The organism is Pedococcus sp. P2_E5 (assembly GCF_056403895.1).
This window is the reverse complement of the sequence record NZ_JBFUEP010000006.1, coordinates 64108-88012: the sequence shown is the minus strand read 5'-3', so window position 1 is coordinate 88012 and position 23905 is coordinate 64108. Positions and strand designations below refer to the sequence as shown.

At 71.6% G+C, this 23905-nt stretch carries 21 protein-coding genes, 2 tRNA genes and 1 pseudogene; 10 read left to right on the top strand and 14 right to left on the bottom strand.

What is annotated here, in order from left to right:
• Positions 1 to 2: 2 nt before the first annotated feature.
• Both AC1DVZ_RS03475 and AC1DVZ_RS03470 read right to left on the bottom strand, forming a co-directional pair.
• Positions 3 to 950 (bottom strand): acyl-CoA thioesterase, encoded by a 948-nt coding sequence (locus AC1DVZ_RS03475; RefSeq protein WP_477616790.1) that lies wholly within the window; start codon positions 948 to 950, stop codon positions 3 to 5.
• On the bottom strand, positions 947 to 1864 hold the full coding sequence (locus tag AC1DVZ_RS03470; RefSeq protein WP_477616789.1) for a LysR family transcriptional regulator: 918 nt from the start codon (positions 1862 to 1864) through the stop codon (positions 947 to 949). Before AC1DVZ_RS03470 ends, AC1DVZ_RS03475 begins: the two co-directional genes overlap by 4 nt.
• 81 nt (positions 1865 to 1945) lie before the next feature.
• On the opposite strand from AC1DVZ_RS03470, the gene AC1DVZ_RS03465 reads away from it, so the two are divergent.
• Positions 1946 to 2965, top strand: a complete 1020-nt coding sequence (locus tag AC1DVZ_RS03465; protein ID WP_477616788.1) for a DMT family transporter — start codon at positions 1946 to 1948, stop codon at positions 2963 to 2965.
• Here the strand turns inward: AC1DVZ_RS03465 and yczR are convergent.
• A complete protein-coding gene (yczR, locus tag AC1DVZ_RS03460; protein ID WP_477616787.1) occupies positions 2948 to 4399 on the bottom strand; it encodes a MocR-like transcription factor YczR in 1452 nt (483 codons plus the stop codon). The genes AC1DVZ_RS03465 and yczR overlap by 18 nt on opposite strands.
• Positions 4400 to 4440: 41 nt before the next feature.
• On the opposite strand from yczR, the pseudogene yczE reads away from it, so the two are divergent.
• A pseudogene (gene yczE, locus AC1DVZ_RS03455) lies at positions 4441 to 5061 on the top strand (membrane protein YczE); the annotation flags it as partial.
• A gap of 111 nt (positions 5062 to 5172) precedes the next feature.
• On the opposite strand, the gene AC1DVZ_RS03450 reads toward yczE, so the two are convergent.
• Positions 5173 to 7338: a RecQ family ATP-dependent DNA helicase gene (locus AC1DVZ_RS03450; RefSeq protein WP_477616786.1), complete on the bottom strand. Its 2166-nt coding sequence runs from the start codon at positions 7336 to 7338 to the stop codon at positions 5173 to 5175.
• 48 nt (positions 7339 to 7386) lie between these two features.
• Here AC1DVZ_RS03450 and AC1DVZ_RS03445 point away from each other — a divergent pair, with 48 nt between their 5' ends.
• On the top strand, positions 7387 to 7920 hold the full coding sequence (locus AC1DVZ_RS03445) for an acyl-CoA thioesterase (RefSeq protein ID WP_477616785.1): 534 nt from the start codon (positions 7387 to 7389) through the stop codon (positions 7918 to 7920).
• The gene (locus tag AC1DVZ_RS03440) at positions 7920 to 8561 is read left to right on the top strand and encodes a DUF8185 domain-containing protein (RefSeq protein WP_477616784.1); all 642 of its coding nucleotides are present in this window, start codon (positions 7920 to 7922) and stop codon (positions 8559 to 8561) included. Before AC1DVZ_RS03445 ends, AC1DVZ_RS03440 begins: the two co-directional genes overlap by 1 nt.
• Here AC1DVZ_RS03440 and AC1DVZ_RS03435 read toward each other — a convergent pair.
• Positions 8543 to 10024 (bottom strand): MFS transporter, encoded by a 1482-nt coding sequence (locus tag AC1DVZ_RS03435; RefSeq protein WP_477616783.1) that lies wholly within the window; start codon positions 10022 to 10024, stop codon positions 8543 to 8545. The genes AC1DVZ_RS03440 and AC1DVZ_RS03435 overlap by 19 nt on opposite strands.
• Complete coding sequence (locus AC1DVZ_RS03430) at positions 10021 to 10815, bottom strand: glycerophosphodiester phosphodiesterase family protein (protein ID WP_477616782.1); 795 nt, start codon at positions 10813 to 10815, stop codon at positions 10021 to 10023. Before AC1DVZ_RS03430 ends, AC1DVZ_RS03435 begins: the two co-directional genes overlap by 4 nt.
• A gap of 174 nt (positions 10816 to 10989) precedes the next feature.
• Between AC1DVZ_RS03430 and AC1DVZ_RS03425 the strand changes: the two genes are divergently transcribed.
• Positions 10990 to 11691 (top strand): GAF and ANTAR domain-containing protein, encoded by a 702-nt coding sequence (locus tag AC1DVZ_RS03425; protein ID WP_477616781.1) that lies wholly within the window; start codon positions 10990 to 10992, stop codon positions 11689 to 11691.
• A 60-nt stretch (positions 11692 to 11751) separates the two neighbouring features.
• On the opposite strand, the gene AC1DVZ_RS03420 is transcribed toward AC1DVZ_RS03425, so the two are convergent.
• The 5 genes from AC1DVZ_RS03420 to pepN all read right to left on the bottom strand — a co-directional run bounded on the left by AC1DVZ_RS03420 (position 11752) and on the right by pepN (position 18197).
• Positions 11752 to 12102, bottom strand: a complete 351-nt coding sequence (locus tag AC1DVZ_RS03420; RefSeq protein WP_477616780.1) for a hypothetical protein — start codon at positions 12100 to 12102, stop codon at positions 11752 to 11754.
• Positions 12103 to 12439: 337 nt separating this feature from the next.
• Positions 12440 to 14149 (bottom strand): glycoside hydrolase family 13 protein, encoded by a 1710-nt coding sequence (locus AC1DVZ_RS03415; RefSeq protein ID WP_477616779.1) that lies wholly within the window; start codon positions 14147 to 14149, stop codon positions 12440 to 12442.
• Between the two features lie 157 nt (positions 14150 to 14306).
• Complete coding sequence (locus tag AC1DVZ_RS03410; protein ID WP_477616778.1) at positions 14307 to 14723, bottom strand: globin; 417 nt, start codon at positions 14721 to 14723, stop codon at positions 14307 to 14309.
• Positions 14720 to 15655 (bottom strand): mechanosensitive ion channel family protein, encoded by a 936-nt coding sequence (locus tag AC1DVZ_RS03405; protein ID WP_477616777.1) that lies wholly within the window; start codon positions 15653 to 15655, stop codon positions 14720 to 14722. The genes AC1DVZ_RS03410 and AC1DVZ_RS03405 overlap by 4 nt, the downstream gene beginning before the upstream one ends.
• Entirely contained in the window at positions 15648 to 18197 is a 2550-nt protein-coding gene (gene pepN / locus AC1DVZ_RS03400) for an aminopeptidase N (RefSeq protein WP_477616776.1), read from the bottom strand. The genes AC1DVZ_RS03405 and pepN overlap by 8 nt, the downstream gene beginning before the upstream one ends.
• Positions 18198 to 18307: 110 nt before the next feature.
• Here pepN and AC1DVZ_RS03395 point away from each other — a divergent pair, with 110 nt between their 5' ends.
• The 3 genes from AC1DVZ_RS03395 (at position 18308) to AC1DVZ_RS03385 (ending at position 20677) form a co-directional block, all read left to right on the top strand.
• Positions 18308 to 18961 (top strand): mycothiol-dependent nitroreductase Rv2466c family protein, encoded by a 654-nt coding sequence (locus AC1DVZ_RS03395; protein WP_477616775.1) that lies wholly within the window; start codon positions 18308 to 18310, stop codon positions 18959 to 18961.
• Between the two features lie 22 nt (positions 18962 to 18983).
• A complete protein-coding gene (locus AC1DVZ_RS03390; protein WP_477616774.1) occupies positions 18984 to 19451 on the top strand; it encodes a ribose-5-phosphate isomerase in 468 nt (155 codons plus the stop codon).
• A 128-nt stretch (positions 19452 to 19579) separates the two neighbouring features.
• Positions 19580 to 20677, top strand: coding sequence for a PP2C family protein-serine/threonine phosphatase (locus AC1DVZ_RS03385; RefSeq protein ID WP_477616773.1), 1098 nt, complete (start codon positions 19580 to 19582; stop codon positions 20675 to 20677).
• Positions 20678 to 20777: 100 nt separating this feature from the next.
• On the opposite strand, the gene AC1DVZ_RS03380 is transcribed toward AC1DVZ_RS03385, so the two are convergent.
• Entirely contained in the window at positions 20778 to 21284 is a 507-nt protein-coding gene (locus tag AC1DVZ_RS03380) for a DUF4395 domain-containing protein (RefSeq protein ID WP_477616772.1), read from the bottom strand.
• A gap of 99 nt (positions 21285 to 21383) precedes the next feature.
• On the opposite strand from AC1DVZ_RS03380, the gene trmB reads away from it, so the two are divergent.
• Entirely contained in the window at positions 21384 to 22055 is a 672-nt protein-coding gene (trmB, locus tag AC1DVZ_RS03375) for a tRNA (guanosine(46)-N7)-methyltransferase TrmB (RefSeq protein WP_477616771.1), read from the top strand.
• A gap of 46 nt (positions 22056 to 22101) precedes the next feature.
• Here the strand turns inward: trmB and AC1DVZ_RS03370 are convergent.
• Positions 22102 to 22172 (bottom strand) — tRNA-Gly (locus tag AC1DVZ_RS03370).
• A gap of 88 nt (positions 22173 to 22260) precedes the next feature.
• Here AC1DVZ_RS03370 and AC1DVZ_RS03365 point away from each other — a divergent pair.
• A tRNA-Pro gene (locus AC1DVZ_RS03365) sits at positions 22261 to 22334 on the top strand.
• A 66-nt stretch (positions 22335 to 22400) separates the two neighbouring features.
• Here AC1DVZ_RS03365 and AC1DVZ_RS03360 read toward each other — a convergent pair.
• Positions 22401 to 23849, bottom strand: a complete 1449-nt coding sequence (locus AC1DVZ_RS03360; RefSeq protein ID WP_477616770.1) for a dihydrolipoyl dehydrogenase family protein — start codon at positions 23847 to 23849, stop codon at positions 22401 to 22403.
• Positions 23850 to 23905: the final 56 nt, after the last annotated feature.

Sequence of the window (23905 nt, the reverse complement as noted above, 5' to 3'; positions counted from 1 at the left end):
GCTCAGGACTCCTTGACGCGGACCATGCCCTCCTGGGCGACGGTCGCGACGAGGGTGCCGTCGGCGGCGAACATCCGCCCGATGCCCAGACCTCGTCCGCCCGACGCGGAGGGCGACTCCTGGCTGTAGAGGATCCACTCGTCGGCGTGCACCGGACGGTGGAACCACATGGCGTGGTCGAGGCTGGCCGGCCGCAGCCGCCGGTCGGTCCACGTCAGTCCGTGCCGTCGGATGACGGGCTCGAGCAGGGTGTAGTCGGAGGCGTAGGCGAGGACGGCCGCGTGGACCAGGGGGTCGGCGGGGAGCGTGCCCAGCGCCTTCATCCAGACGCTCTGGTTGGCGACCAGCTCCGGTCCGGGGGCGACGAAGAGGTTGTTCTCGACGTGGCGGTGCTCGATCGGCCGCTTGGTGAGGTGACGGGCGCCCGGGTGGTCGATGCCACCGAACTCGTCGGCCAGGGATCGCAGCTCGTCGGGGCCGGGGACCTCGGGCATCGGGTCCTGGTGGTCCAGGCCGCTGGACTCCTCCTGGAAGGACGTGATCATCGACAGGATGGGCAGGCCCTCCTGGATCGCGTGCACCCGCCGGGTGGAGAACGAGTTGCCGTCGCGCATCCGCTCGACGGCGAACCTGATCGGCTTGGTGTCGTCGCCGGGTCGCATGAAGTAGCCGTGCAGCGAGTGGATCCGTCGCGCACCGTCGCCGTCGTCGATGTCCTGCATCGTCCGTCCGGCGGCCATGACGCACTGCGCGAGCACCTGTCCACCGAACACCCGGCCGTGCGGCATCTTCTGGCTGCGCCCGAGGAAGACCGTGGCACCGGACTCGCCGAAGTCGGCTCGGTCGCCAACCCCTTCGACGGTGATCCGGGCGGTACCCAGCTCCTCGAGGTCGAGGGTGTCGAGCAGGTCGGCCAGCGGGTCGAAGTCAGGGGAGCTCTCGTCGGTCACGCACCGACCCTAGCGGGGCGGCTCACCCGTTCCCGCAGCAGATCGACCGCACGCTCGGCCGCCGGGTGGTGCTCGACCGAGGCCTTGACCGCGACATAGACGTGGCGCACCGGGGTGGGTGAAACCAGGGGAACCGCGACGACACCGGCCGGCAGTCGAGCGGCGCCGAGGCCGGGGAGGACGGTGACCCCCACGCCGGCGGCGACGAACGAGATCGCCGTCGGGTAGTCGTGCGTCTCGATCCGGAAGTCGGGCGTGAACCCGGCCTCGGTGCAGGCGTCGAGGATCACCTGACGGCAGAAGCCGCGGTTGAAGTCGTTGTCGACCCAGCGGTCGCTCGCCAGCTCGCCCAGTGCCACCTGGGGCTCGCCGGCGAGGCGGTGGTCGTCCGGCACGACCACGACGTAGGGGTCGTCGAGCAGGTGGTGCACCCTGGACTGGCCCGCGCCACCGCGGTCGCGCAGGTGCTCCTCCGCGCCGCCGACGAAGACCTCGATGTCGGGGTCGGGGTGGTCGTCGCCGAGCAGCTCGATCAGCCGCAGGTCCAGGCGCAGGTCGGGAAACTCGTGCATGAGGCCTGCCACGACCGGCGGGATCCAGGCCGCTCCGGCCGAGGCGAAGTAGCTGATCGACAGTCGGCCCACGCGACCCGCACGCAGGTCGCCGACCACGCCCTCGACGCCGCTGAGCGACTCGAGCACCCGGCCCGCCTCGTCGGCGAGCGTGCGCCCGGCCGCGGTCGGCTCGATGCCGCGGCCCTTGCGCTCGATCAGCCGCAGGCCGGTCTCACGCTGGAGGGTGGCGAGGTGCTGGCTCACCGCCGAGGGCGTGTAGCCCAGGGTGGTGGCCGCGGCGCCGACCGAACCCGTGGCGACGACGGTGCGCAGCACCCGGAGGCGGTGGACGTCCAGCATGGCCCGACAATACAGCGATGCTTAACAGAAGTGAAGAAACCATCGCTTGTGCTGATGTGTCAGACCCTCGACGATGGCAGGGTGACCACCCTGACCAGCCCGGCGCTGCAGCCCTGTGACCCACCCTCGTCGACAAGGGCCGAGGGCGGGACCAAGGCGTTCCTCGCGGCCGTCGTGACGATCGTGCTGTGGGCCTCGGCCTTCGTCGTGATCCGCAGCAGCGGAGCCCACCTGTCGCCGGGCCCGATGGCGCTCGCGAGGGTGGCCGTGGCCACCCTCGTGCTCACCCCCTTCGTCCTGCACGGCCGGGGGCGCAGCGTCCTGCACGGCCGGGGGCGCAGCGTCCTGCACGGCCGGAGGCGCAGCGTCCTGCGCGGCCGTGGGGGCACAGTGGGGTCGCTGCTGCCCCGAGGTCGTGAGCTGCTGCCGGTGGTCGGCTACGGCGCGCTCTGGTTCGCCGGCTACAACCTGGCGCTCAACGCCGCCGAGCGGCACGTGGACGCCGGCACCGCGGCCCTGCTGGTCAACGTCGCACCCGTGCTGATCGCCGTGGGCGGCGGGATCTTCCTGCGCGAGGGCTTCTCCCGCCCGCTCTTCCTCGGCTGCGCCGTCGCCTTCGGCGGGATCGCCCTCATGGCGACCGGGTCCAGCGGCGGCCGCGACGCCCTTGGCATCGTCCTCGGGCTCGTGGCCGCCGTCCTCTACGCCTCCTCGGTGATCATGCAGAAGGTCACGCTGCGCAGCATCGATGCGTTGCGCGCCACCTGGCTGGGCTGCGTCGTCGGCACGGTGGTCACGCTGCCGTTCGCGGGCGACCTCGTGCGCGAGGCCCAGGGTGCGCCGACCTCGGCGCTGCTCGGCGCGGCATACCTGGGGGCCTTTCCGACGGCCGTCGCCTTCACGACGTGGGCCTATGCGCTGCGTCGTATGCCGGCCGGCCGCCTCGGGCCCTTGGGTTACCTCGTGACGGTGCTCTCGGTCCTGATGTCGTGGGCGTTCCTGTCGGAGGTCCCGACCGCGCCCGCCCTGGCCGGCGGCGGGATCTGCCTGCTCGGTGTCGTCGTCAGCCGGTGGCGCCCGCGCTCACGCGACCAGCGGTGACCGGCCGTGTCGCGGGGGACGGGCGGACTGCGCGTCCGCCCAGGCCAGCGCCAGGCGCTCGACGGCTTCGTCCACCACCTCGGGGGAATGCCCGGTGAAGGGCAGCCGCACGAAGCGTTCCATGCCGCCCTCGACGGCGAACTGGGCGCCGGGTGCCAGGACGACGCCGCGCTGGTCGGCCGCGGCGCACAGGGGGGTGGAGAGCGCGTCGGGCAGCTCCACCCACAGGCACAGTCCTCCTTCCGGCATGCGAAAGCGCCACTGCGGCAAGCGATTTCGCAGAGCGCCGACAAGCGCGTCCCGGCTGGACACGATGGCACTGCGCCGCTCGGTGATGATCGGCTCGCGGTGGGCCAGCAGGTCGGTCAGCACCAGCTGTTCGAGGACCGGGGCGCCGAGGTCGAGGGTCAACCGCGCGCTGACCAGGGCCGCCATCAGGTCACGCGGCGCGCGGATCCAGCCGACGCGCAGGCCGCCCCAGAAGGACTTGCTCGCCCCTCCCAGCGTGACGGTGCGTGGGTGGTGCGCTCCGAGCGGCCGCGGCAGGACGAGCTCGGGGTCGTGGGCCAGGTCGACGAGCGTCTCGTCGACGATGCCGACCGTGTGCGTGCTGGCGAGCACACCGGCGAGTTCGGCTCGCTGCGCGTCCGGCATGAGGGCGCCGGTGGGGTTGTGGAAGTCGGGGATGAGGTAGGCCGCCCGGGGAGCGGTCTGCCGCAACGCGGCATCGGCCGCCTCCACGTCCCAGCCGTCGCGATCGAGGGGCAGGGCCACGGGACGGGCGCCCGAGCGACGCAGCGTGTCGATGGCGTTCGGATAGGTCGGGCTCTCGAGCAGCACGCGGTCGCCCGGCGAGAGCAGGGCACGGGCAGCAACCGCCAGACCGGCCAGTGCTCCGCTGGTCACCATGATCTGGTCGGGCGTCGTCGCCAGCCCGCGCTGGGTGAAGCGGTCGGCCAGGGCCTCGCGCAGGCTGTTCAGGCCCAGCGGGTGGTAGCCGGTGCCGGCGAGGTAGCGGGGCAGCTCGAGCATGGCGCGCTCGTAGGCCGCCACCGTCCCGCCCGGGGCGCTCATGGAGGCACAGGTCAGGTCGATGACGTCACCGACGAGCTGGTCCGATGCGGGCTGCAGGGCGGTGCCCTGGCGGCGGCCGGGTCCCCCACCCGGCAGCGCCGCGACGCTCCCAGACCCCTGGCGGGAGGCGAGGTAGCCGCGGTCGCGCAGCTCGGCATACGCACGGGTGACGGTGGTACGGCTCACGCCGAGGGCACTGGTGAGGTCGCGCTCGCTGGGCAGGCGGGTCCCGACCGGGACCCGACCGTCGGCGACGAGCAACCGGACGGCGTCGGCGAGGCCCCGGTAGGCCGGGGTCGTCTCCAGGGCTGCCCCGAGCATGGGGACCAGCCGGGACGCGGAGATGCTTCGAACCACCATGCAGACCACTTTTGCACAATTGGCTATGGAAGAACAGACCAATGAAGGCCAATCTTGGTTCTGTGACCCGAACCAGCCTGACCTCGATGACCCCGGTGGAACAGCTGCGGGCCGGCCGGACCACCCGTCGGCTCGTCCAGCTCGCTGTCGGCCTGACCCTTTACGGCGTCTCGATGGGCATGATGGTGCGCTCAGGTCTGGGGCTCGACCCGTGGGACGTCTTCCACTACGGCATCGCCCAGCACCTGCCGGTCAGCTTCGGCACCGTGACGATCATCGTGGGCATGGCCGTGCTGCTGCTGTGGATCCCGCTGCGGCAGTGGCCGGGCCTGGGGACCGTGGCCAACGTCATCGTGATCGGCCTGGCCACGGACGCCACCCTCGCTCTGCTCGACGCGCCGGACGCCATGCCCGTCCGGGTCGCGCTCCTGCTCGGCGGGATCGTGTCCAACGGTCTGGCGGGCGCGCTCTACATCGGCAGCCAGTTCGGCCCCGGCCCGCGCGACGGGTTGATGACGGGCCTGGTGCGCCGCACCGGTCGCAGCTTCCGGTTGGTGCGCACCAGCATCGAGGTCACGGTGCTCATCGTGGGCTGGCTGATGGGAGGCGTCGTGGGCGTCGGCACGATCCTGTACGCCGTGCTGATCGGACCCGTGGTGCAGGTGTTCCTGCCGATCTTCACCGTGCCGCTGGAGACACCCCGCGCCGGCCCGCTGCCCACGGGGAGCGGCTCCCTGTCGGGTGGCGGCGCCCGGTCAGATGGCGGCGCCCGGTCAGGCGTCGAGGGCCAGCACGAAGGGGAGCACGCCAGAGGCACCGGCGCGACGCAGGGCGGCAGCAGCCACGGTGATCGTCCAGCGCGAGTTGGCGATGTCGTCGACGAGCAGGACGGGGCCGTCGAGCCCGCGCAGCGCTGACGCCTGCTCGGGGCCGACCTCGAGCCGACCCCACACCCCGGCCAGCCGGAAGGCGCTGTTGCCGCCGGCCTCGCCGACCGGACCGCCGTCCACGGGGTCGAGGGCGCCGAGCCACTGCATTCGGCCCAGCTCGGCGATGCCCCTGGCCAGCGACTCGACGAGCTGTGGCCTGGTGCGTGAGGGCACCATCGCCACGGCCACCGGGCGCTGCGCCCAGCCCCAGTCACGCAGGATGGGCACGCAGGCCCGCAACAGCTCTGGCGGCACCTCGCCGTCGGGTGCCCGCAGCAGCGTGCGCAGCTGTTGTCCCCAGCCGAGGTCGGTCAGCCGCGCCACCGCTCGCCCGGTCTCCATGGCCTCGTCGGGCTTGATCTTGCCGCGGACGGGCACCCCGAGGCGGTCCATCCCCGACGGCCACTGGGCGCGGGACTCCAGCTCTACACCCGCTCGCTCCAGCCGGCCCCGGGCGGTCGTGACCGCCGTCTGCGGGATGTCGGTCGGGAACCAGACCCCGGCGCAGGAGTCGCAGCGGCCGCACTTCGCGGCGGAGTCGTCGTCCAGCGACTCCTGGAGGAAGGCCATCCGGCACTGCGCCGTCTGCTCGTAGGTCACCATCAGGTCCTGCTCCCGCACGCGCGCGGCGGTGACGCGCTCGTAGCGCTCGGCGTCGTAGCTCCACGGCTGACCGGTCGAGGTCCACCCGCCCGGCACCCGCTGGACCGCGCCGTCGACGTCGAGCACCTTGAGCAGCAGCTCGAGCCGGGTGCGACGGATGTCCACGATCGACTCGAGAGCGACGGTCGACACCGCCTTGCTGGACTCGGCCAAGGCGGTCAGGACCGCGTCGGCCTGCTCCTGGCGCGGCATCGAGGCGGACGCGAAGTAGGCCCAGATGTCCTTGTCCTCCGGGCCGGGCAGCAGCAGCACGTCGGCGCGCTCGGTCGCCCGACCGGCACGGCCGACCTGCTGGTAGTACGCCACCGGCGACGACGGCGCACCGAGGTGGAGCACGAACCCGAGGTCGGGCTTGTCGAAGCCCATCCCGAGCGCCGACGTGGCGACCAGCGCCTTGACCTGGTTGTCGCGCAACATCGCCTCGAGCCGCTCGCGGTCGGCCGGGTCGGTGCGCCCGGTGTAGGCGCGCACCTCGTGGCCGGCCTCGCGCAGCGCCACGGCGATGTCCTCGGCGGCCGAGACGGTCAGGGTGTAGACGATCCCGCTGCCGGGCAGCGAGTCGAGGTGGGCCAGCAGCCAGGCGAGGCGCTGCTCGGGAGAGGTGAGCGCCATGACGCCGAGGCGCAGTGAGTCGCGGGCCAGCCCACCCCGCAGGGTCAGGACATCGTGTCCGCCCGCGCCGAGCTGCTCGACGACGTCGGTGACGACGCGGGCGTTGGCGGTGGCCGTCGTGGCCAGCACGGGGGTGCCTGCCGGGAGCGTCGTGAGCAGGTCGCGGATGCGGCGGTAGTCGGGACGGAAGTCGTGGCCCCAGTCGGAGACGCAGTGCGCCTCGTCGACGACGAGCAGGCCACAGCGGCGGGCGAGGTCGGGCAGCTGTTCGTCGCGGAACCGCGGGTTGTTGAGCCGCTCGGGACTGACCAGCAGGACGTCCACCTCGTCGGCAGCGAGGGCCGCGGAGACCTGCCCCCACTCATCGGCGTTGGCGGAGTTCATCGTGACCGCGCGGATGCCCGCCCTGCTGGCCGCCGCGATCTGGTCACGCATCAGCGCGAGCATGGGCGACACGATCACGGTCGGGCCGGCACCGTCGGCCCGCCGCAGCGCCGTCGAGACGAAGTAGACCGCCGACTTGCCCCACCCGGTGCGCTGCACGACCAGCACCCGCCGCCGCCCGCCCACCAGGGCCTCGACCGCGTCGAGCTGGCCGTCGCGGAACTGCACGTCGTCGCGCCCCACCAGTCGCCGGAGGACGGTCGTGGCGGAGTCACGCAGGTCGGCGTGCAGGTCGGGGACCGGGTCGTCGCCAAGGTCGGCGCGCCGGTCGAGGTCTGCGGTGGTCTCCATGGCGACCACCGTATGCCGCGGACCTGACACCCCTGCGAGGATGTCCACATGGCCCCCGACCACGACCCCCACCAGGGCACGCAGCACGTCACCGACGACGCGCCGACGCAGCTCGCCTCCCTGGCATCGCGGTACCGGGTCAACGTGCCACTTCGGTGGAGCGACATGGACGCGTACGGGCACGTCAACAACGTGCAGTTCCTGCGGTTGCTCGAGGATGCCCGGGTGATCGGCTTCGAGGACTGGTTCGGGCAGGACCGGTCGGTGCTCGACGAGGGCATCCTCGTGGCGCGTCACGAGATCGAGTACCTCGCACCGCTCCTCTTCCGCGTGCCCCCGATCGTCGTCGAGATGTGGGCCACCAAGATCGGCGGCGCCGGCTTCGACCTGGCCTACGAGGTGCGCGACGGCCGCGCCGCGACCGAGGGTGGGGACGGCGACATCGTCTATGCCCGTGCCGAGACCACCCTCGTCCTCTACGACTTCACGACGAGCACACCCCGGCGCATGGACCCGTCACTGCGCGCCATGCTCCAGGAGCACTCGGGCGACCCGGTCCCGTTCCGCTGGCGACGACGCTGATGGAGCTGACCTTCCCGGACCTCCAGGGGCTCGACGACCTGCGCACCTACGTCGCGCGCGCCAAGGCGGCTGACGAGGACGGTGCGATCCGCCTCCAGGCCCAGGGCCAGACCCTCGCGGCCTACGTCGGCGTGCTGCCGGGTAGCGGCCTGATGGCCGAGGGCGTGGTCATCGGCCTGAGGACCATGCCCCTGGCCGCGCCGGCCCACGTCGACGTCACCGTCGCCCTGAGTGCGCTGGGCGATCGGCTGGCGCGCGGGTCCGACACGACAGTGCCCCTCCCGCCCGTGACGGTGAGCGTCGCGTGGGCGGCGATGGCGCCACCGCGTGGCGGCTGGGAACGCGTCGGTGCCCTCACCGCCGACGAGGTGTATGCCGTGGCGCGCCAGGGCATCGAAGAGGTCGCCTCCGGGGCGCCCGCCGATGCGGGTGGAGCGGCGGTGACAGCCCTGCGCAAGCAGGTGTGGGGCCGCCTCACGAGCACCACCCCGCCGGTACCCGCGGGCGGTGCGTTCGCGGCATACGTGCTCGGATTTGTTGTCACGGGTCCTGGTGCCGCGCCGGGCTCAGAGGTGACGGTGTGGGCGCACGGCCGCTGGACGCGGCTCTCGACGCCCGCGGGTCACGTCCTGATCCGCTGACCGGCCACGGCCACCAGGGACGCGACGACGCTGAGCCCCAGCCACATCGTCACGAACACGGGCACGTCCTGCCCTGCGGCGGTGTGCCGGGCCGCGAACACCGCGCCGGCGGCGGCGATGCCGAGCACCGAGCCGAGGACGTCGGCGAGCTGGAGCGACGACGACGTCGAGCCGTGGTCGGACGCCGGTGTCAGCGTGAGCGAGAGCACGGACAGGCTCGCGGTGCCCAGACCCATCCCGAGTCCGCACGCGACGAGGGCCACCGCGACCAACCACGGGTGCCAGTCGAAGTGGGTGACGGCCACGACCCCGAGCAGTCCCAGGGTCAGCAGCACGCCTCCGGCGACGACGAGCTGGTGGCGGCGCCCCGCCCAGCGGTCGCGGCCCTGGACCCACGACCCGGCCGACCACCCGAGTGAGCCGATGGCCAGGATCGTGCCAGCGGTGCCGAGGGACTGCCCACGCTCGTTGACGAGCATCAACGGGACGTAGGTGAGGGTGCCGAAGAACGAGCAGGTCAGCAGGAACCGGGCCAGCATCACCGACGGCAGTCCGCGGCGCATCGACCAGGTGCCACGGGGCAGCAGCAGGGGCGCGATGGCGGCGATGCCTGCGGCGCCGACGAGCGCGACCGCGGTCTTGACCGACCAGCTGAGCTCCAGGTCGTGGGTGCCCCACTGCAGCGCGCCTGCGGAAGCGGCGATGAGCACCCCCAACCACGCGGCTCGTGCGTGCTGCCGGCGGTCGCGGCTCGAGCCGTCGATCCCCTCGCCGGAGCTCTCTATCTGTCCGCGGCGGGCGAAGACCAGGGCCAAAGCCACCACGACAGGGACCACCACGAGCCAGAACACCCAGCGCCACGACCACGTGGTCGTGACCCACGCTGAGATCGGCGGACCGAGGAGCGAGGGAAGGACCCAGGCGGCCGAGATGGCGCTGAACACCTTGGGACGCAACGACTCCGGGTAGGCGCGGCCGATGACGACGTAGCCCGCGACGATGATGAGGCCGGCGCCGAGCCCGGCCACACCGCGTCCGGCGAGGAACAGTCCGAAGGTCTGGGAGCCGCCGCACAGGGCGCACCCGGCGCCGAAGAGCAGCTGACCGGCAAAGAGGGACGGCAGCGGCCCGGCGCGGTCGCACCACACCCCGGCGAGGACGATGCCCAGCAGCTGGGTCGTCAGCATCACCGAGAAGGCGAGTCCGTAGGACCGCACGGCGTCCAGCTCCTGGGCGGCGTCCGGCATGGCAGTCGAGACCGCCATGCCCTCGAAGGCGATGACGGTGATCAGGGCGAGGAGCGAGATGGACAGCAGCACGTAGCGCGGGTGGAAGACCCCCACGCGGTGCTCGCCCGGCGTCGGCTCCGGAGACCCGCCCGGAGTGGCGCCCCGAGTGGCGCCTCGTGTGGCCGTGTCGCCGGCCAGCTCCTCGTGCGACGGGGGCGGGGGCGGGCTGGTCACCGGCTCAACGGTACGCCGCGCTCGGCGAGCACCTCGGCAAGGGTGTCGATGCGGTCGGACACGATCCCGTCGACGCCCAGGTCGAACAACCGGTGCATCTCGCCAGCGTCATCGATGGTCCAGACGTGGACGTGCTTGCCCATCGCGTGGACGCGTTCGACCAGGGCCGGGGTCACCAGGTCGAGTCGGCGACCCCCGACCACGTGCCCGGTCGGGATCTGCAGGACGGCGGCGGGGGAGCGCAGCCAGCCCGCGATCCGCTGGGGGGCCAGCCGCAGGGCTGCGACCTCGGCCGGGCCCGTCGCCGTGGCGAGTCCGGGACCGACCAGCCGGCGCACGGCCCTGAGGCGGCGGTCCGAGAACGACCCCACGCAGACCCGGTCGATCACGCCGTGCGCCCGGATCACCTCGGCGAGGGGTTCGATGGCACCGGGGGCCTTGACGTCGATGTTGATGCGGGCGTCGGGGAACTCCTCGAGCAGGTCGGACAGCAGGGGGATCGGTTCGGTCCCGTTGATCCGTGCGGATTCGACTGCGGCGTAAGGGAGCTGGGCGATCCGGCCGAACCGGTCGGTGACCCGGTCGAGACGCAGGTCGTGGAAGGCCAGCAGCACGCCGTCGGCCGTCGCGTGGACGTCCGTCTCCAGGTAGCGGTAGCCCATCCGTACCGCTTCGCGAAAGGCCGCCAGGGTGTTCTCGAGGTGCAGGTTCGCCGGGAGCTTGGCGCCACCGCGGTGGGCCAGCCCGATGGGCGTCGGTGCGTCGAAGAAGGCGAAGTCCGCTGCTCTCACCGGTCCATTGTTCCCGGAGTCGTGCCAGCGTCGCGGCGCCGGGTGCCAGCACTGCCGTCGGCCTGCGCGAGATGAACGGACGAAATTGGTCACCACGTTCACCCACACGCCCCTGACCTGCAGGAATACAGTGGGTTCAGCGGTGCTGACGGGGCGCTGCGAAGGGGGTCCGCCATGCACGACCAGCTCGACCTCCTGCGGACGCTCTCCGCCTTCACCGCAGACCTCGTCAGCGAGTACGACATGGAGGACATGCTCCAGAACCTCGCCGAGCGCGTCACCGAGGTCCTGGACCTGGCGGGCAGCGGCGTCACCCTCGACGTGGACGGTCGGCTGTCCTTCGTGTCGGCCGTGACGGGTCCGGTGGCGCAGCTCGAGCGCCTGCAGGAGTCGCTCCAGCAGGGGCCCTGCGTCGACTCCTGCTACTCGGGGGTTGTGGTCGCGGTGGGTGACGTCAGGGACGCGGAGGACCGCTGGGGCGGCTATGCCCAGGTCGCCCTCGGTCTGGGGATCAACGCCGTAGCAGGCATCCCGATGAGGTTGAAGGGCAAGGGAATCGGCGCCCTGAACCTCTATGCGGCCGAGGTGCGCGACTGGTCCGCCGAGGACCTCGCCGCGGCTCAGGCACTGGCCGACATGGCCACGGCCTACCTCGCCAACGCGTCGCGGCTGCAGCAGCAGGTGGACCTGTCCGAACAGCTCTCCCGTGCGCTGACGTCGCGGGTCGTGGTGGAGCAGGCCAAGGGCGTACTGGCCGAGGCGGCAGGGGTCAGCGTGGACGACGCGTTCCAGCGGATTCGCGTCTGGGCCCGCAACCACAACACCCCGCTGCACACGGTGGCGGCCCGGGTGGTCGAGGACGGCCTCCGGCCCTGACGCTGCGGCCCTGACCCTGCAGCCCTGACCCTGCAGCCGTGACCTGTCAGGGCGCGGAGGTCACCTGCGTGGCGCCATGACCAGGCCGGGGAGGTCGCCCCGCCGCCAGGCAGTACGTCGCGACCTCAGCTCCGCCACCAGCGCGCGCTCCCGGGCGATCCACGGCTGCCGAGCCGGGTTCACGACGAGGCGCGCGTTCCGGAGCACGAACGGCTCCAGGTCGCGCAGGACGTCCTCGGCCTCCGTCAGGTGGGCCACGAGCGCCCGGACCGTCTCGGAGGGCAGGTGGAGGGCCGGCGGGATGGGGACCGGCGACCGCTGGGGCATCGTCTGGGCGGTCTGGGGCTGGGTCTGGGACTCGGTCTGGGACTCGGTCTGGGACTGGGTGTGGTTCTCGAGCTGCTGGGTCACGGTTACCTCCGCGTGGCGTGCCGACAGGGCACTGCCGTGCGGTCCAGAGCAGTCGTGGTCTCGTCGTCCCCCGCCCCGGGTGGCGACCCTGTGATCATAGGCTGACCTGCGCAGATGCGCACCCTTTGGGGACAAAAAACCTCATTTGGGACACGGTGCCTTGCGACTTCTGGCCACGGGTGATGGGTGTGGGCCGGTTCTGAAGGGCCCCACCCGTCACAGGTGGCCAGAAGTCGGGGAGAGGCGCGGCGGGGCCGCCGGCGCGTCAGGACGCGCGACGCAATGGAGGGGTATGCCGCGTGGTGACCACGCGGCATACCCCTCCTGGAGCGTGCGGCTAGAGCGCTGCCCACACCGTGGTGTCGGTGGGCACGAGGCCGTCGTCGGTCAGCGGACCGGAGGCCACGATGACGGACGCACCGTCGGGCAGGGCGACCGGTTCGGTGCCGAAGTTGGTCACCACCAGGGTGTCACCCGTGTCGCCACCCTGGCCGGTGTTGACGAGGGCGAGCACGTCGTCGCCGAAACCCTCGGCGAGCAGGAGCCCGCCGGTGCCGAGGTCGCGCTCCCGGCGGGTCCGCAGCAGCGACCGGTAGAGCTCGAGGGTCGAGCCGTCCACGCCGTCCTGCTGGTCGACGGCGTACTCGCCGTAGAACTCGGGCTGCGGCAGCCACGTCTGGTCGGAGGGCCCGAAGCCAAAGGAGGGGGCGTCCTTCTCCCACGGGATCGGCACGCGGCACCCGTCACGACCCAGCTCCTTGCCGCCGGAGCGCAGGTAGGTCGGGTCCTGCCGGGACGCGCCGGGCATGTCGGTCGAGTCGGGCAGGCCGAGCTCCTCGGCCTGGTAGAGGTAGGCGCCGCCGGGCAGCGCCAGCATCAGCTGGGTTGCCGCGCGGGCGCGCTGCAGGCCGAGCGCGCGGTCGGGCTGCGGGTGCTCGGCGCCGATGCCGTTCGGGCGACGCTGACCGACCGGCAGGCCGAGCCGCGAGGCGTGCCGCACCACGTCGTGGTTGGACAGCACCCAGGTGCTCGGTGCGCCCACGGAGTCGGCCGCCGCGAGGGAGGACTCGATGACCTCGCGCAGGTCGCCGGCGCGCCACTGGGACTGCAGGAAGTCGAAGTTGAACGCCTGGTGCATCTCGTCCGGGCGGACGTAGCGCACCGCGCGCTCCTGCGGTCGGACCCAGGCCTCGGCGACGAGGATGCGCTCGGGGTCGCCGTACTCGGCCAGCACCTTGTGCCAGCGGCGGTAGACGTCGTGGACCGCGTCCTGGTCCCACATGGGCGGCATCGGGGCGCCGGGCTTCACCTCGCCGTCGAGGATGTGCAGCTCGGCGTCGTAGTTGGGCAGGCCCTTCTCCTTGATGAGGCCGTGCGCCACGTCGACCCGGAAGCCGTCGATGCCACGGTCGAGCCAGAAGCGCAGGATCGACTCGAACTCGTCGCCGATCTCGGGGTTGTCCCAGTTGAGGTCGGGCTGCCTGACGTCGAAGAGGTGGAGGTACCACTGGCCGGGCTGGCCGTCGGCCTCGGTGATGCGGGTCCAGCCGTCGCCACCGAAGACGGAGTGCCAGTCGTTGGGGGGAGTGCTGCCGTCGGCGCCCAGTCCGTCGCGGAAGATGTAGCGGTCGCGCTCGGGGCTGCCCGGACCCGCGGCCAGGGCGGCCTTGAACCACTCGTGCTCGTCGGACGTGTGGTTGGGCACGAGGTCGACGATCACCTTGAGGCCGAGCTCGTGGGCCCTCGCGACCATGGCGTCGGAGTCGGCGAGGGTGCCGAAGAGGCCGTCGATGTCGCGGTAGTCGGCCACGTCGTAACCGGCGTCGGCCTGCGGGGACTTGTAGAAGGGGCTGAACCAGACCGCGTCGACGCCGAGTGCCTTGAGGTAGTCGAGCCGGGCGGTCACGCCGGGCAGGTCGCCGATGCCGTCGCCGTCGGCGTCGGCCCAGGACCGCGGGTAGATCTGGTAGATCACGGCATGGCGCCACCAGGCGGCGTCAGCCGAGGCAGCGGGGTGGATGAGGTCGGTGGAGAGGGTCGTCGTCACGGTCAACCATGCTGACGCATCGAACGCGTTCGGGGAAACCAGCCCTCCACCGTCTTGCCCAGCGGAACCAGCGCACGACCTGGCCGGACGAAACCCCTGCGACAGGTGCTCCGCGAAACTGCCCCGCCCCCGCGGCATACCTCGCGGGTTGACGGGCTCAGTCCTCCAGGGTGTTGACCATGGAGTGCGCGGCGCGTTCGAGGTAGTCGCGCAGCAGGAGGTCGTTGGCCGGTGGGAGGTCGAGGGTGTCCACGGCCGCCATCATGTGCAGCAGCCAGCGGTCGCGCTGCGCGGGGGTCACCTTGAACGGGTGGTGGCGCATCCGCAGCCTCGGGTGGCCACGCTGCTCGGAGTAGGTGCCCGGGCCGCCCCAGTACTGCTCGAGGAACATGCGCAGCCGCTCCTCGGCGGGGCCGAGGTCGGCCTCGGGGTAGAGCGCACGCAGCGCCTCGTCCTGCGCGACGCCGCGGTAGAACTCGTGCACGAGCTTGCGGAACGTCTCGTGACCGCCGACCTGGTCGTAGAAGCTGCCGGACTGGTCACCGCCGGGCGTCTGGGGCAGCAGCGTGCTCACGATGCACCGCCTGCGGGACCGAAGGGAGTCATGACCGGCGCCGTGACGCCGTTCGCGTCGAAGGCTTCCTTGACCCGCTCGCGGATCTCACGCGAGACGCCGTACTGCTCCTCCGGTGCGGTCTTGGCGATCACGCGGATCGTGACCACGGAACCCGTGATCGACTCGACGCCCACCACCTGGGGTTCGTCGAGGAGCTTGTCCTGCCAGTCGGGGTTCTGGTCGAGGTCGTGCACCACGGAGCGGATGAGGGGGATCACCTTGTCGAGGTTCTCGGAGTAGGCGACCGGGATGTCCACGAGCGCTGTCGACCAGCCCTGGCTCTTGTTGCCGATCCGGACGATCTCGCCGTTGCGGATGTACCAGACCACTCCAGAACCGTCGCGCAGCCGGGTGACCCGCAGGCTGACCTCCTCGACCGTGCCGGTGGCCTCGCCGGTGTCGATGACGTCGCCGACGCCGTACTGGTCCTCGAGGATCATGAAGATCCCGGACAGGAAGTCCTTGACCAGGCTCTGCGCGCCGAAACCGAGCGCCACCCCGCCGACGCCGGCCGAGGCCAACAGCGGTCCGAGGGGCACGTGGAAGATCGCCATCACCGTGAGGACGGTGACGAGCCCGACGACGAACGTCACCATGCTGCGCAGCAGCGACCCCATCGTGAGGGTGCGCTGACGGTGCCGCTCGTGGGCCGCCCCGGTGGCGTGGGCCAGCACCCGGCTGGCCCGAGAGGTGTCGCCGCTGCGCCGGGCGTCGGACTTCGCGATGGTCGTGGCGACCACGCGACCGATCGAGCGCAGCATCAACCACCGGAGCACGAAGGCTGCGAGCACCGTGATCACCGCGGCGAGCGGGTCCCCGACGAACCAGTCCCAGACTTCGTGGGGAGTGACCTCGCTGAGTGCCTTCAGGAATGCGACTGCGTCAGGCATCGGCATCCCGCTGCTGTGCGCGCAGGGCGCGCGCGACAGGGTCGCGGTTCTCGACCACCAGGCGACGCAGCGCCGCCGGCGCATCGGGGTGGGCGGTCAGCCACGCCTCCGTCGCCGCGTGGAGGCGGGCATCGGCGAGGGCCATCGGGTAGAAGCCGCGGACGAGGATCTCGACGATCGCGTGGGACGTCTTGGTCTCCACGGTGCCGAGCATCGCGAGGTACTTCTCGACGTACGGCTCGAGCAGGCCGGTGTCGTGGACGTTCCCGAAGCCGGCGGCCACCGCTTCGAGCACCGAGTTGGGCAGGCCGTCCTCCTCGACGCCGCGACGCCAGGCAGTTGCCTTGGCCTCGGCGGTGGGCAGGGCGGCGCGCGCCTGCTCGGCGCGCTCGCGACCGGTGGCGGTGTTGTCGCGCTGCAGCTCGGCGTCGATGTCGTCGGTCGTGGCCTCACCGCAGGCGGCGAGCGAGGTGAGCAGCGCCCACCGCATGTCGGTGTCGACCGCGAGGCCGTCCAGGACCTGCGTGCCGTCGAGCAGACCACGCAGGTATGCCGCGTCGTCACCACCGCGCTGGTGCGCGGCATACGCGCCCACCAGCTGGAGCTGGGCGTCGCTGCCGGGCTCGGCGGACAGGGCCAGCTCGCGCAGGCCCGCCGCCGCCGCGGTGACCGTCGGCTCCCGGTGCTGGGGCGCGACGTAGAGGCGCAGGGTGGTCGACAGCTGGCCGAGCAGGGTGCGCAGCAGGGTGGAGTCGGTCTCGCCGGGGAGGGAGGCCAGCACCAGGGAGACGAAGTCGCGGGCGCCCATCTCGGCGTCGCGGGTCATGTCCCACGCCGCACCGAGCACGAGGGCGCGGGGCAGGCTGTCGGTGAAACCGCGCGGATGCGCGAGCGCCGTCGCGAGGGAGCGCGGGTCGAGGCGGATCTTGGCGTAGGCCAGGTCGTCGTCGTTGACGAGCAAGAGGTCGGGCGCCGGACGGCCGATCAGCTCGGGCAGGTCGGTCGACTCCCCGTCGACGTCGAGCTCGAGCCGGTCGGTGCGCACGAGCGTGTCGTCCTCGACGGAGTAGAGGCCGACGGCGAGGCGGTGCGGGCGAAGCGTCGCGTAGTCCGGTGCGTGGGTCTGGGCGATCGACGCGGACGAGATCAGGCCCTGGTCGTCGGTCTCGATCTCGGGGCGCAGCGTGTTGACGCCGGCGGTCTCGAGCCACAGCTTGGACCACGTGCCGAGGTCGCGCCCGGACGTCTGCTCGAGCTCGTGCAGCAGGTCGGCCAGGGTGGTGTTGCCCCAGGCGTGCTTGGCGAAGTAGGCGCGCAGGCCGGCCGTGAACGGCTCACGCCCGACGTAGGCGACGAGCTGCTTGAGGACCGAGGCGCCCTTGGCGTAGGTGATGCCGTCGAAATTGACCTCGACGTCCTCGAGGTCGTGGATCGGGGCGACGATCGGGTGGGTGGAGGACAGCTGGTCCTGGCGGTAGGCCCACGCCTTCTCGGAGGTGCCGAACGTCGTCCAGGCGCTCGCCCACTCGGTGACCTCGGCCTGGCAGGTCGTCGACGCCCACTCGGCGAAGGACTCGTTGAGCCACAGGTCGTTCCACCACTTCATCGTGACGAGGTTGCCGAACCACATGTGGGCGAGCTCGTGCAGGATCGTCAGCGCCCGGCGCTCGACGATCGCCTCGGTGACCTTGGAGCGGAAGACGTAGATTTCGCTGATGGTCACGGCCCCGGCGTTCTCCATCGCACCCATGTTGTACTCGGGCGTGAAGAGCTGGTCGTACTTCTCGAACGGGTACTCGCAGTCGAACTCGTTCTCGAAGAAGGCGAAGCCCAGCTTGGTGCAGTCGAAGAGGTTGTCGGCGTCCAGGTACTCCAGCAGCGACTGCCGGCAGAAGATGGCGAGCGGCACGGTGCCCCGCCGCGTCTCGACCTCGTCGCGCACGACGGCGTACGGCCCGGCGATCAGGGCCGTGATGTAGCAGGACATCCGCGGCGTCGTGCCGAACGCCCAGGTGGCCGCACCCTCGCCGGCGGGGGTCGGCTCGGGCGTGGGGGAGTTGGACACGACCTGCCAGTGGTCCGGCGCGGTGACGGTGAACCCGAACGTCGCCTTCAGGTCGGGCTGCTCGAAGACGGCGAACATCCGGCGGCAGTCGGCCACCTCGAACTGCGAGTAGAGGTAGACCTCGCCGTCGACCGGGTCGGTGAAGCGGTGCAGCCCCTCGCCGGTGTTCATGTATGCCGCGGTGGCGTCGACCGTGAGCGTGTTGCGTCCCGCCGTGGTCGGGAGCTGGACGCGCAGCCCGTCGAAGTGCGTGGCGGGGTCGAGCGACTCACCGTTGAGGGTGATCGCCTCGACCGAGGGTGCGATGAGGTCGACGAAGGTCGCGGCCCCGGGCTCGGCGCTCGTGAACGTCACCGTGGTCGTGCTGCGGAACGTGGTGTCCGAGGTGGTGAGGTCGAGGACGACGTCGTAGTGGTCGACGGCGATGACGGCGGCGCGGGCGGTGGCCTCGTCGCGGGTCAGGTTCTTGCCAGGCAACGGTGCTCCTGCGGAGGTTCGGGATGTGTTCGAAGTGCTCGGCGCCATCCTCGCACGGCCGCGGTCCACCGATTGCGCGGGCGCCGGGGGCCAATGGCAGGATTGCGGACGTGACCGTCGCCGAGACTGCTGAGACCGCCGAGACCGCCGAGTACGCCGACACCCTGACCTCTGCCGAGTTCTGGTTCGACCCGTTGTGCCCCTGGGCATGGATGACCTCCCGCTGGGGCATGGAGGTCGAGCGGGTTCGCCCGGTGGACATCACCTGGTCGGTGATGAGCCTGTCCGTCCTCAACGAGGACCGCGACCTGCCCGACGAGTACCGCGCGATGATGGACCGCGGCTGGGGCCCGGTGCGGGTGATCATCGCCGCCGCCCGTGAGCACGGTGACAAGGTGATCAAGCCGCTCTACGACGCGATGGGCACCCGGATCCACCTGGAGGGCGAGCGCGACTACGCCAAGGTCATCGGCCCAGCCCTCGAAGAGGTGGGCCTCCCGCCCGAGCTCGCTGACTTCGCGGACAGCGACGTCGTCGACGACGAGCTGCGGGCCAGCCACCAGCGGGCCATCGACCTGGTGGGCGACGAGGTCGGCACACCGGTGATCTCGGTCGACGGACAGGCCTTCTTCGGCCCCGTCGTGAGCCCGGCACCCAAGGGTGAGGACGCCGGACGGCTCTGGGACGGCTTCGTCCTGGTCGCCGCCGTCCCCGGGTTCTTCGAGCTCAAGCGGTCGCGCAACGTCGGCCCGATCTTCGACTGAAAATCCGACTGAGGAGCACACCATGCGCGTACACATCGGCGGCGACCACGCGGCATACGACCTGCTCGGTGAGCTGGTCACCTTCCTCGGGGCCGAGGGGCACGACGTGACCAACCACGGGCCCCACGCCCTGGATGCCGAGGACGACTACCCCGTCTTCGTCCTCCGGGCTGCGGAGGCCGTCGCGGCCGACCCGGAGTCGTTGGGCGTCGTGCTCGGGGGCTCCGGAAACGGTGAGCAGATGGCGGCCAACAAGGTAAAGGGCGTCCGCGCGGCCCTGTGCTACAACGCAGAGCTCGCCACCCTCGCCCGCGAGCACAACGACGCCCAGGTCATCTCCATCGGCGGCCGGATGAACACGGTCGAGGAGGCCAAGGCCATGGTCGCAGCGTTCCTCGCCACCCCGTTCTCCGGCGCTCCCCGCCACCAACGGCGGATCGACATGGTCAGCGCCTACGAGCACGACGGCACGCTGCCCCCGCTGCCCTGATCTGGGTGGATGGTGCGCGCGACGGGGTGAGCTCCGACTACTGTTGACGACGGGCTGGAACAGGGGCCGGCCCACCCCGCAGACGCCAAGGGTGCCCCCGCACCTGCCTTGCCGAAGGATCTTCACTCGTGGACATCGACAGGACGGTGCTCGCTCGCCGCTCCGTGATGTCCCGCGTCCAGCGTGGCCGGGTCAGGTTCGTGCGCTGGGGGCAAGCGGTCACCGCCATCGGCATCGTCGTCGTCACGGCGGGCCTGTGCTGGGCAATGGAGAGGTGGCAGAACTACGTCCCCTTCTCGACCTACGTCCCGCTGGCGGTCCTGGCCGGACTCTTCCTCACGCCGAGGGTGCTGGCTGCCGTTGACATCGCCATCCTCATCGCGGGGGGCTACACGATCTGGGCGCGGGAGACCACCCAACCCGCCCTGTTGGGCGCCTACGCCGTCCTGACCAGCGTCATGCTGATCATGTTCTCGGTCGCCACGTCACGGGCCAGGCTTGGTGTCCAGGGAAACCTCGGTGAGTCGATGCTGGTCGACCTGCGCGACCGCCTGCGCACCCAGGGCGAGCTCCCCGAGCTGCCCCCCGGATGGGGAGCCGAGCTGTCGGTGCTGTCGGCCTACGGTGACTCGTTCTCCGGCGACTTCCTCGTCACGAGCAAGTCCGACGACGTCCTCGAGGTCGTGCTCGTCGACGTCTCGGGCAAGGGCATCGCAGCCGGGACCCGATCACTGCTGCTGTCCGGCGCCTTCGGCGGCCTCCTCGGGTCGATGCCCTACGACCGGTTCCTCCCGGCAGCCAACACCTACCTGCTGCGACAGGCCTGGGACGAGGGGTTCGCCACCGCCGTCCACGCCATGATCAACCTGTCCACCGGCGAGTTCAGCCTCGGCTCCGCCGGACACCCTCCTGGGGTGCGCTTCTCGGCCGGCTCAGGTCGGTGGGAGGTGCTCGAGGGTGAGGAGGGGCCTGTCCTGGGCGTCACCGAAGGCCTTGCCTTTCCCCGGATCCAGGGCCACCTGGGCCGTGGTGACGCGCTGCTTCTCTACACCGACGGTGTCATCGAGGTGCGCAACCGCGACCTGCGCGACGGGATCGACCGGATGCTCGGGACCGCTGAGCGGATGATCGGCAGGGGTTTCGAGGGCATGGCGGCCAAGATGTGCGCGGCCGCTCGTGCGGGCGAGACCGACGACCGGGCGGCCGTCCTCGTCTGGCGACGCTGAACCGCCTGCCGCGACGCTGATCCGCCTGCTTCGACGCTGAACCGCCTGCGCGGGCCTCCGGGCGTCTTCGCTGTCGGGCCGGGTCCAGGCCCCGCAGCCCTCAGCCCGCCGCGGCGGCTGCCTGGCGCCGGGCGGCGCGACGGGTGATGTCGGCGCACTCGAGACAGACCGACTCGGGAATCACACCCAGTCGCATCAGCCAGCCGAACACGATGCACCCCACGCACACCCCCGCGAGGGCCTCCAACGCCGGGAAGACGACCATCACGACGCCGATCAGGACCACGGGGACCGTCGTGCCGGCGAGCCACAGGACTGTCGCAGCCGTGGTGAACACCGCTCCCACCGCCGCGGCGAAGCGCTTGGGCGGCCCGGCGGTGTAGCGCGGCTTCGCGGACACCCTCGGCCTGACCCAGCGGTTCACGAGGATCGCCACCGGGCTGGCGGACGGCCCCCAGCCGGTGCGCAGCACGAAGTCCGCCGCGAGCACGGCATACAGCCACCACTGGTGCGCGGCGAGGGCGACGACGCCCAGCACGAGGACGACGGCCGCGATGAGCCGGACCGTGACGTCGTCGACGATGTTGGGGAACCGGGAGATGCGCATGGAGACATTATGGATTACATAAGCACTGGTTATCGACGGGTGTGTCGCAGGTCAAGACGCGCCGCTTCCGCCCTGTCGCGGGCTGCCTAGGCTGGTGCCGTGGACGGTGTCGCGAAGGGTGACGGACGGGTGCGCTCCTACAACGCGCGCAGGGGCCGCCTCTCGGCGCTCACCCTCGAACGCCTGGAGGTCCTCGGACCCCGTCATTCCATCGCCGCGGACGGGCCCTTGGTGGCGCAGGCGGCCTTCGGCCGGGTCGCCCCCCTGGTGCTGGAGATCGGCTGCGGCCACGGGGCCGCGGCGCTCGCCTACGCCGCCGCCCACCCGGAGCACGACGTGCTCGCCGTCGACGTCTTCACCCCGGCCCTGGCCCGGATGCTGGCCGAGGCGGACCGACGCGGCCTGACCAACCTGTGGATGCACCGCGGCGACGCCGTGGAGCTGCTCGCGGAGCGGGTGGCCCCCGCATCGCTGGCCGGGATCCACGTCTTCTTCCCCGACCCGTGGCCCAAGGCCAAGCACGCGAGACGGCGCTTCATCTCCCGCCCGATGCTCGACCTCATCGCCTCGCGGCTGGCCCCCGGTGGCAGCCTGCTCGTCGCCACCGACCACGACGGGTATGCCGCGCACGTGCGGTCGGCGTTCGCGGCCCAGGGCGGGTTCGTGGTCACCGAGGGGGAGCGGCCGTCGTGGCGGCCCACCGACGGCTTCGAGGCCAAGGGGCTGGAAGCCGGGCGACGGGTGAGCGAGTTCCGCGCCACCCTGCGATGACAAGGCCCCCGCGCCCGGGAGATCCCGGGACACGAGGGCCTGGCTGAGCGGGCGACGAGAATCGAACTCGCGTAGCTAGTTTGGAAGACTAGGGCTCTACCATTGAGCTACGCCCGCGTGGACCGGCAGCCGCCGTCGGGGCGTCAGGTCCGAGGCGTTAGCCTAATGCCCGCGATCGTGTGGCCAGAAATCGGCACGCCGTCGACGGGGTATGGCGCAGGTTGGTAGCGCGTCCGCTTTGGGAGCGGAAGGCCGCCGGTTCAAATCCGGCTACCCCGACGAAACAGGGGACTGGCGACCCTGGTCGGCGGGGGAGCCGGAGGCAGGCCTTCCTCGGCGGCACGGTCAGAGGCCGTACTCCTCCAGCAGCCGCAGCCAGATCTCGCTCATGGTGGGATACGAGGGCACCGCGTGCCACAGGGTCGTCAGCGGCACCTCCCCGACGATCGCCACGGTGGCCGGGTGGACGAGGTCGGCGACGTCCTGGCCGACGAAGGTGGCCCCGACGAGGACACCGGCGCCTTCGTCGACGACGATCCGCGCCTGGCCCTGGTAGCCCTCCGCCTGCAGACCCGGGCCCGCAGCCGAGTCCATCGGCAGGTCCACGACCCGGACCCGTAGCCCGCGCCCCCGTGCCTGCTCCTCGGTGAACCCCACGGAGGCCACCTCGGGGTCGGTGAAGACCACCTGGGGCGACCCGGCCGCCACCGCCCACGGCGTGGTCCGACCGGGGTCGGGCTCGCGCCCCGCCGCGCGGGCGCCGACGAGGTCGCCGACCGCACGGGCCTGGTACTTGCCCATGTGCGTGAGGAGAACCCGTCCATTGACGTCGCCCACGGCATACAGCCAGGGCTTGTCGCCGGGGACGCCCTCGACCTCCATCCGGTCCGTGACCCGGACGTACCCCTCCTCGTCGAGCTGGCCGCCGACGGCCTCGACGCCGAGGGCCTCGGTGGCGGGGGTTCGGCCGACGGCCACGAGCAGCTCGTCGGCGACGATGTGGGTGCCACTGGACAGCTCGACGGTGACCTCGCCGGTCGGGCCGAGCCGGGAGACGGACTCGGCCTTGGTCCCGAGCCGGACGTCGACACCATCACGCTCGAGTGCTGCGGCAACCGCCTGACCGGCGAAGGCTTCGTTGCCGCCCAGCAGGCCGTCGTTCATCTCGATGATGGTCACCGTCGAGCCCAGCGCGGCGAAGACCTGGGCGAGCTCGCACGCGACGACACCGCCGCCGAGCACGACGAGCCGCTCGGGGATGCGGCGACTCGTGGTGGCCTGCCGGTTGGTCCAGGGGTTCGACTCACGCAGTCCGGGGATGGGCGGGACCGTGGGAGCCGTGCCGGTGGCCAGGATCACGGCCTGACGGGCGCGGATGGTGCGTCCCTCGATCTCCACCGTCCGCTCGGCGACGAGGCGGCCCTCGCCGCGCAGCAGGGTGATGCCCACGTGGTCGAGCCAGCCGACCTGACCGCTGTCGTCGAAGGTGTCGCTGGTGCCGACCCGGTTGATCCACGAGTCGCGGCGGGCGAGCACCCCCTGCGGGTCGAGGGAGGCGCCCTCGGAGCCCTGCACCCGCTGCGAGGCCCGGGTCGCGTGGATCGGCCGCAGCAGCGCCTTGCTGGGCGAGCAGGCGTAGAAGCTGCACTCGCCGCCGACGAGGTGCTTCTCGATGATCGCGACCGTCAGTCCGGCCTTGTGGGCGCGGTCGGCGGCGTTCTCACCGACGGCGCCGGCCCCGACGACGATGACGTCCCACTCCTGCGGCGTGGTGTCCACGCTCTCTGCTGGCATGTCCTCAACGTAGACGGCGAGTCCGGGGAGAGCTCGGCGGCAAGAGGGTGGCCCGC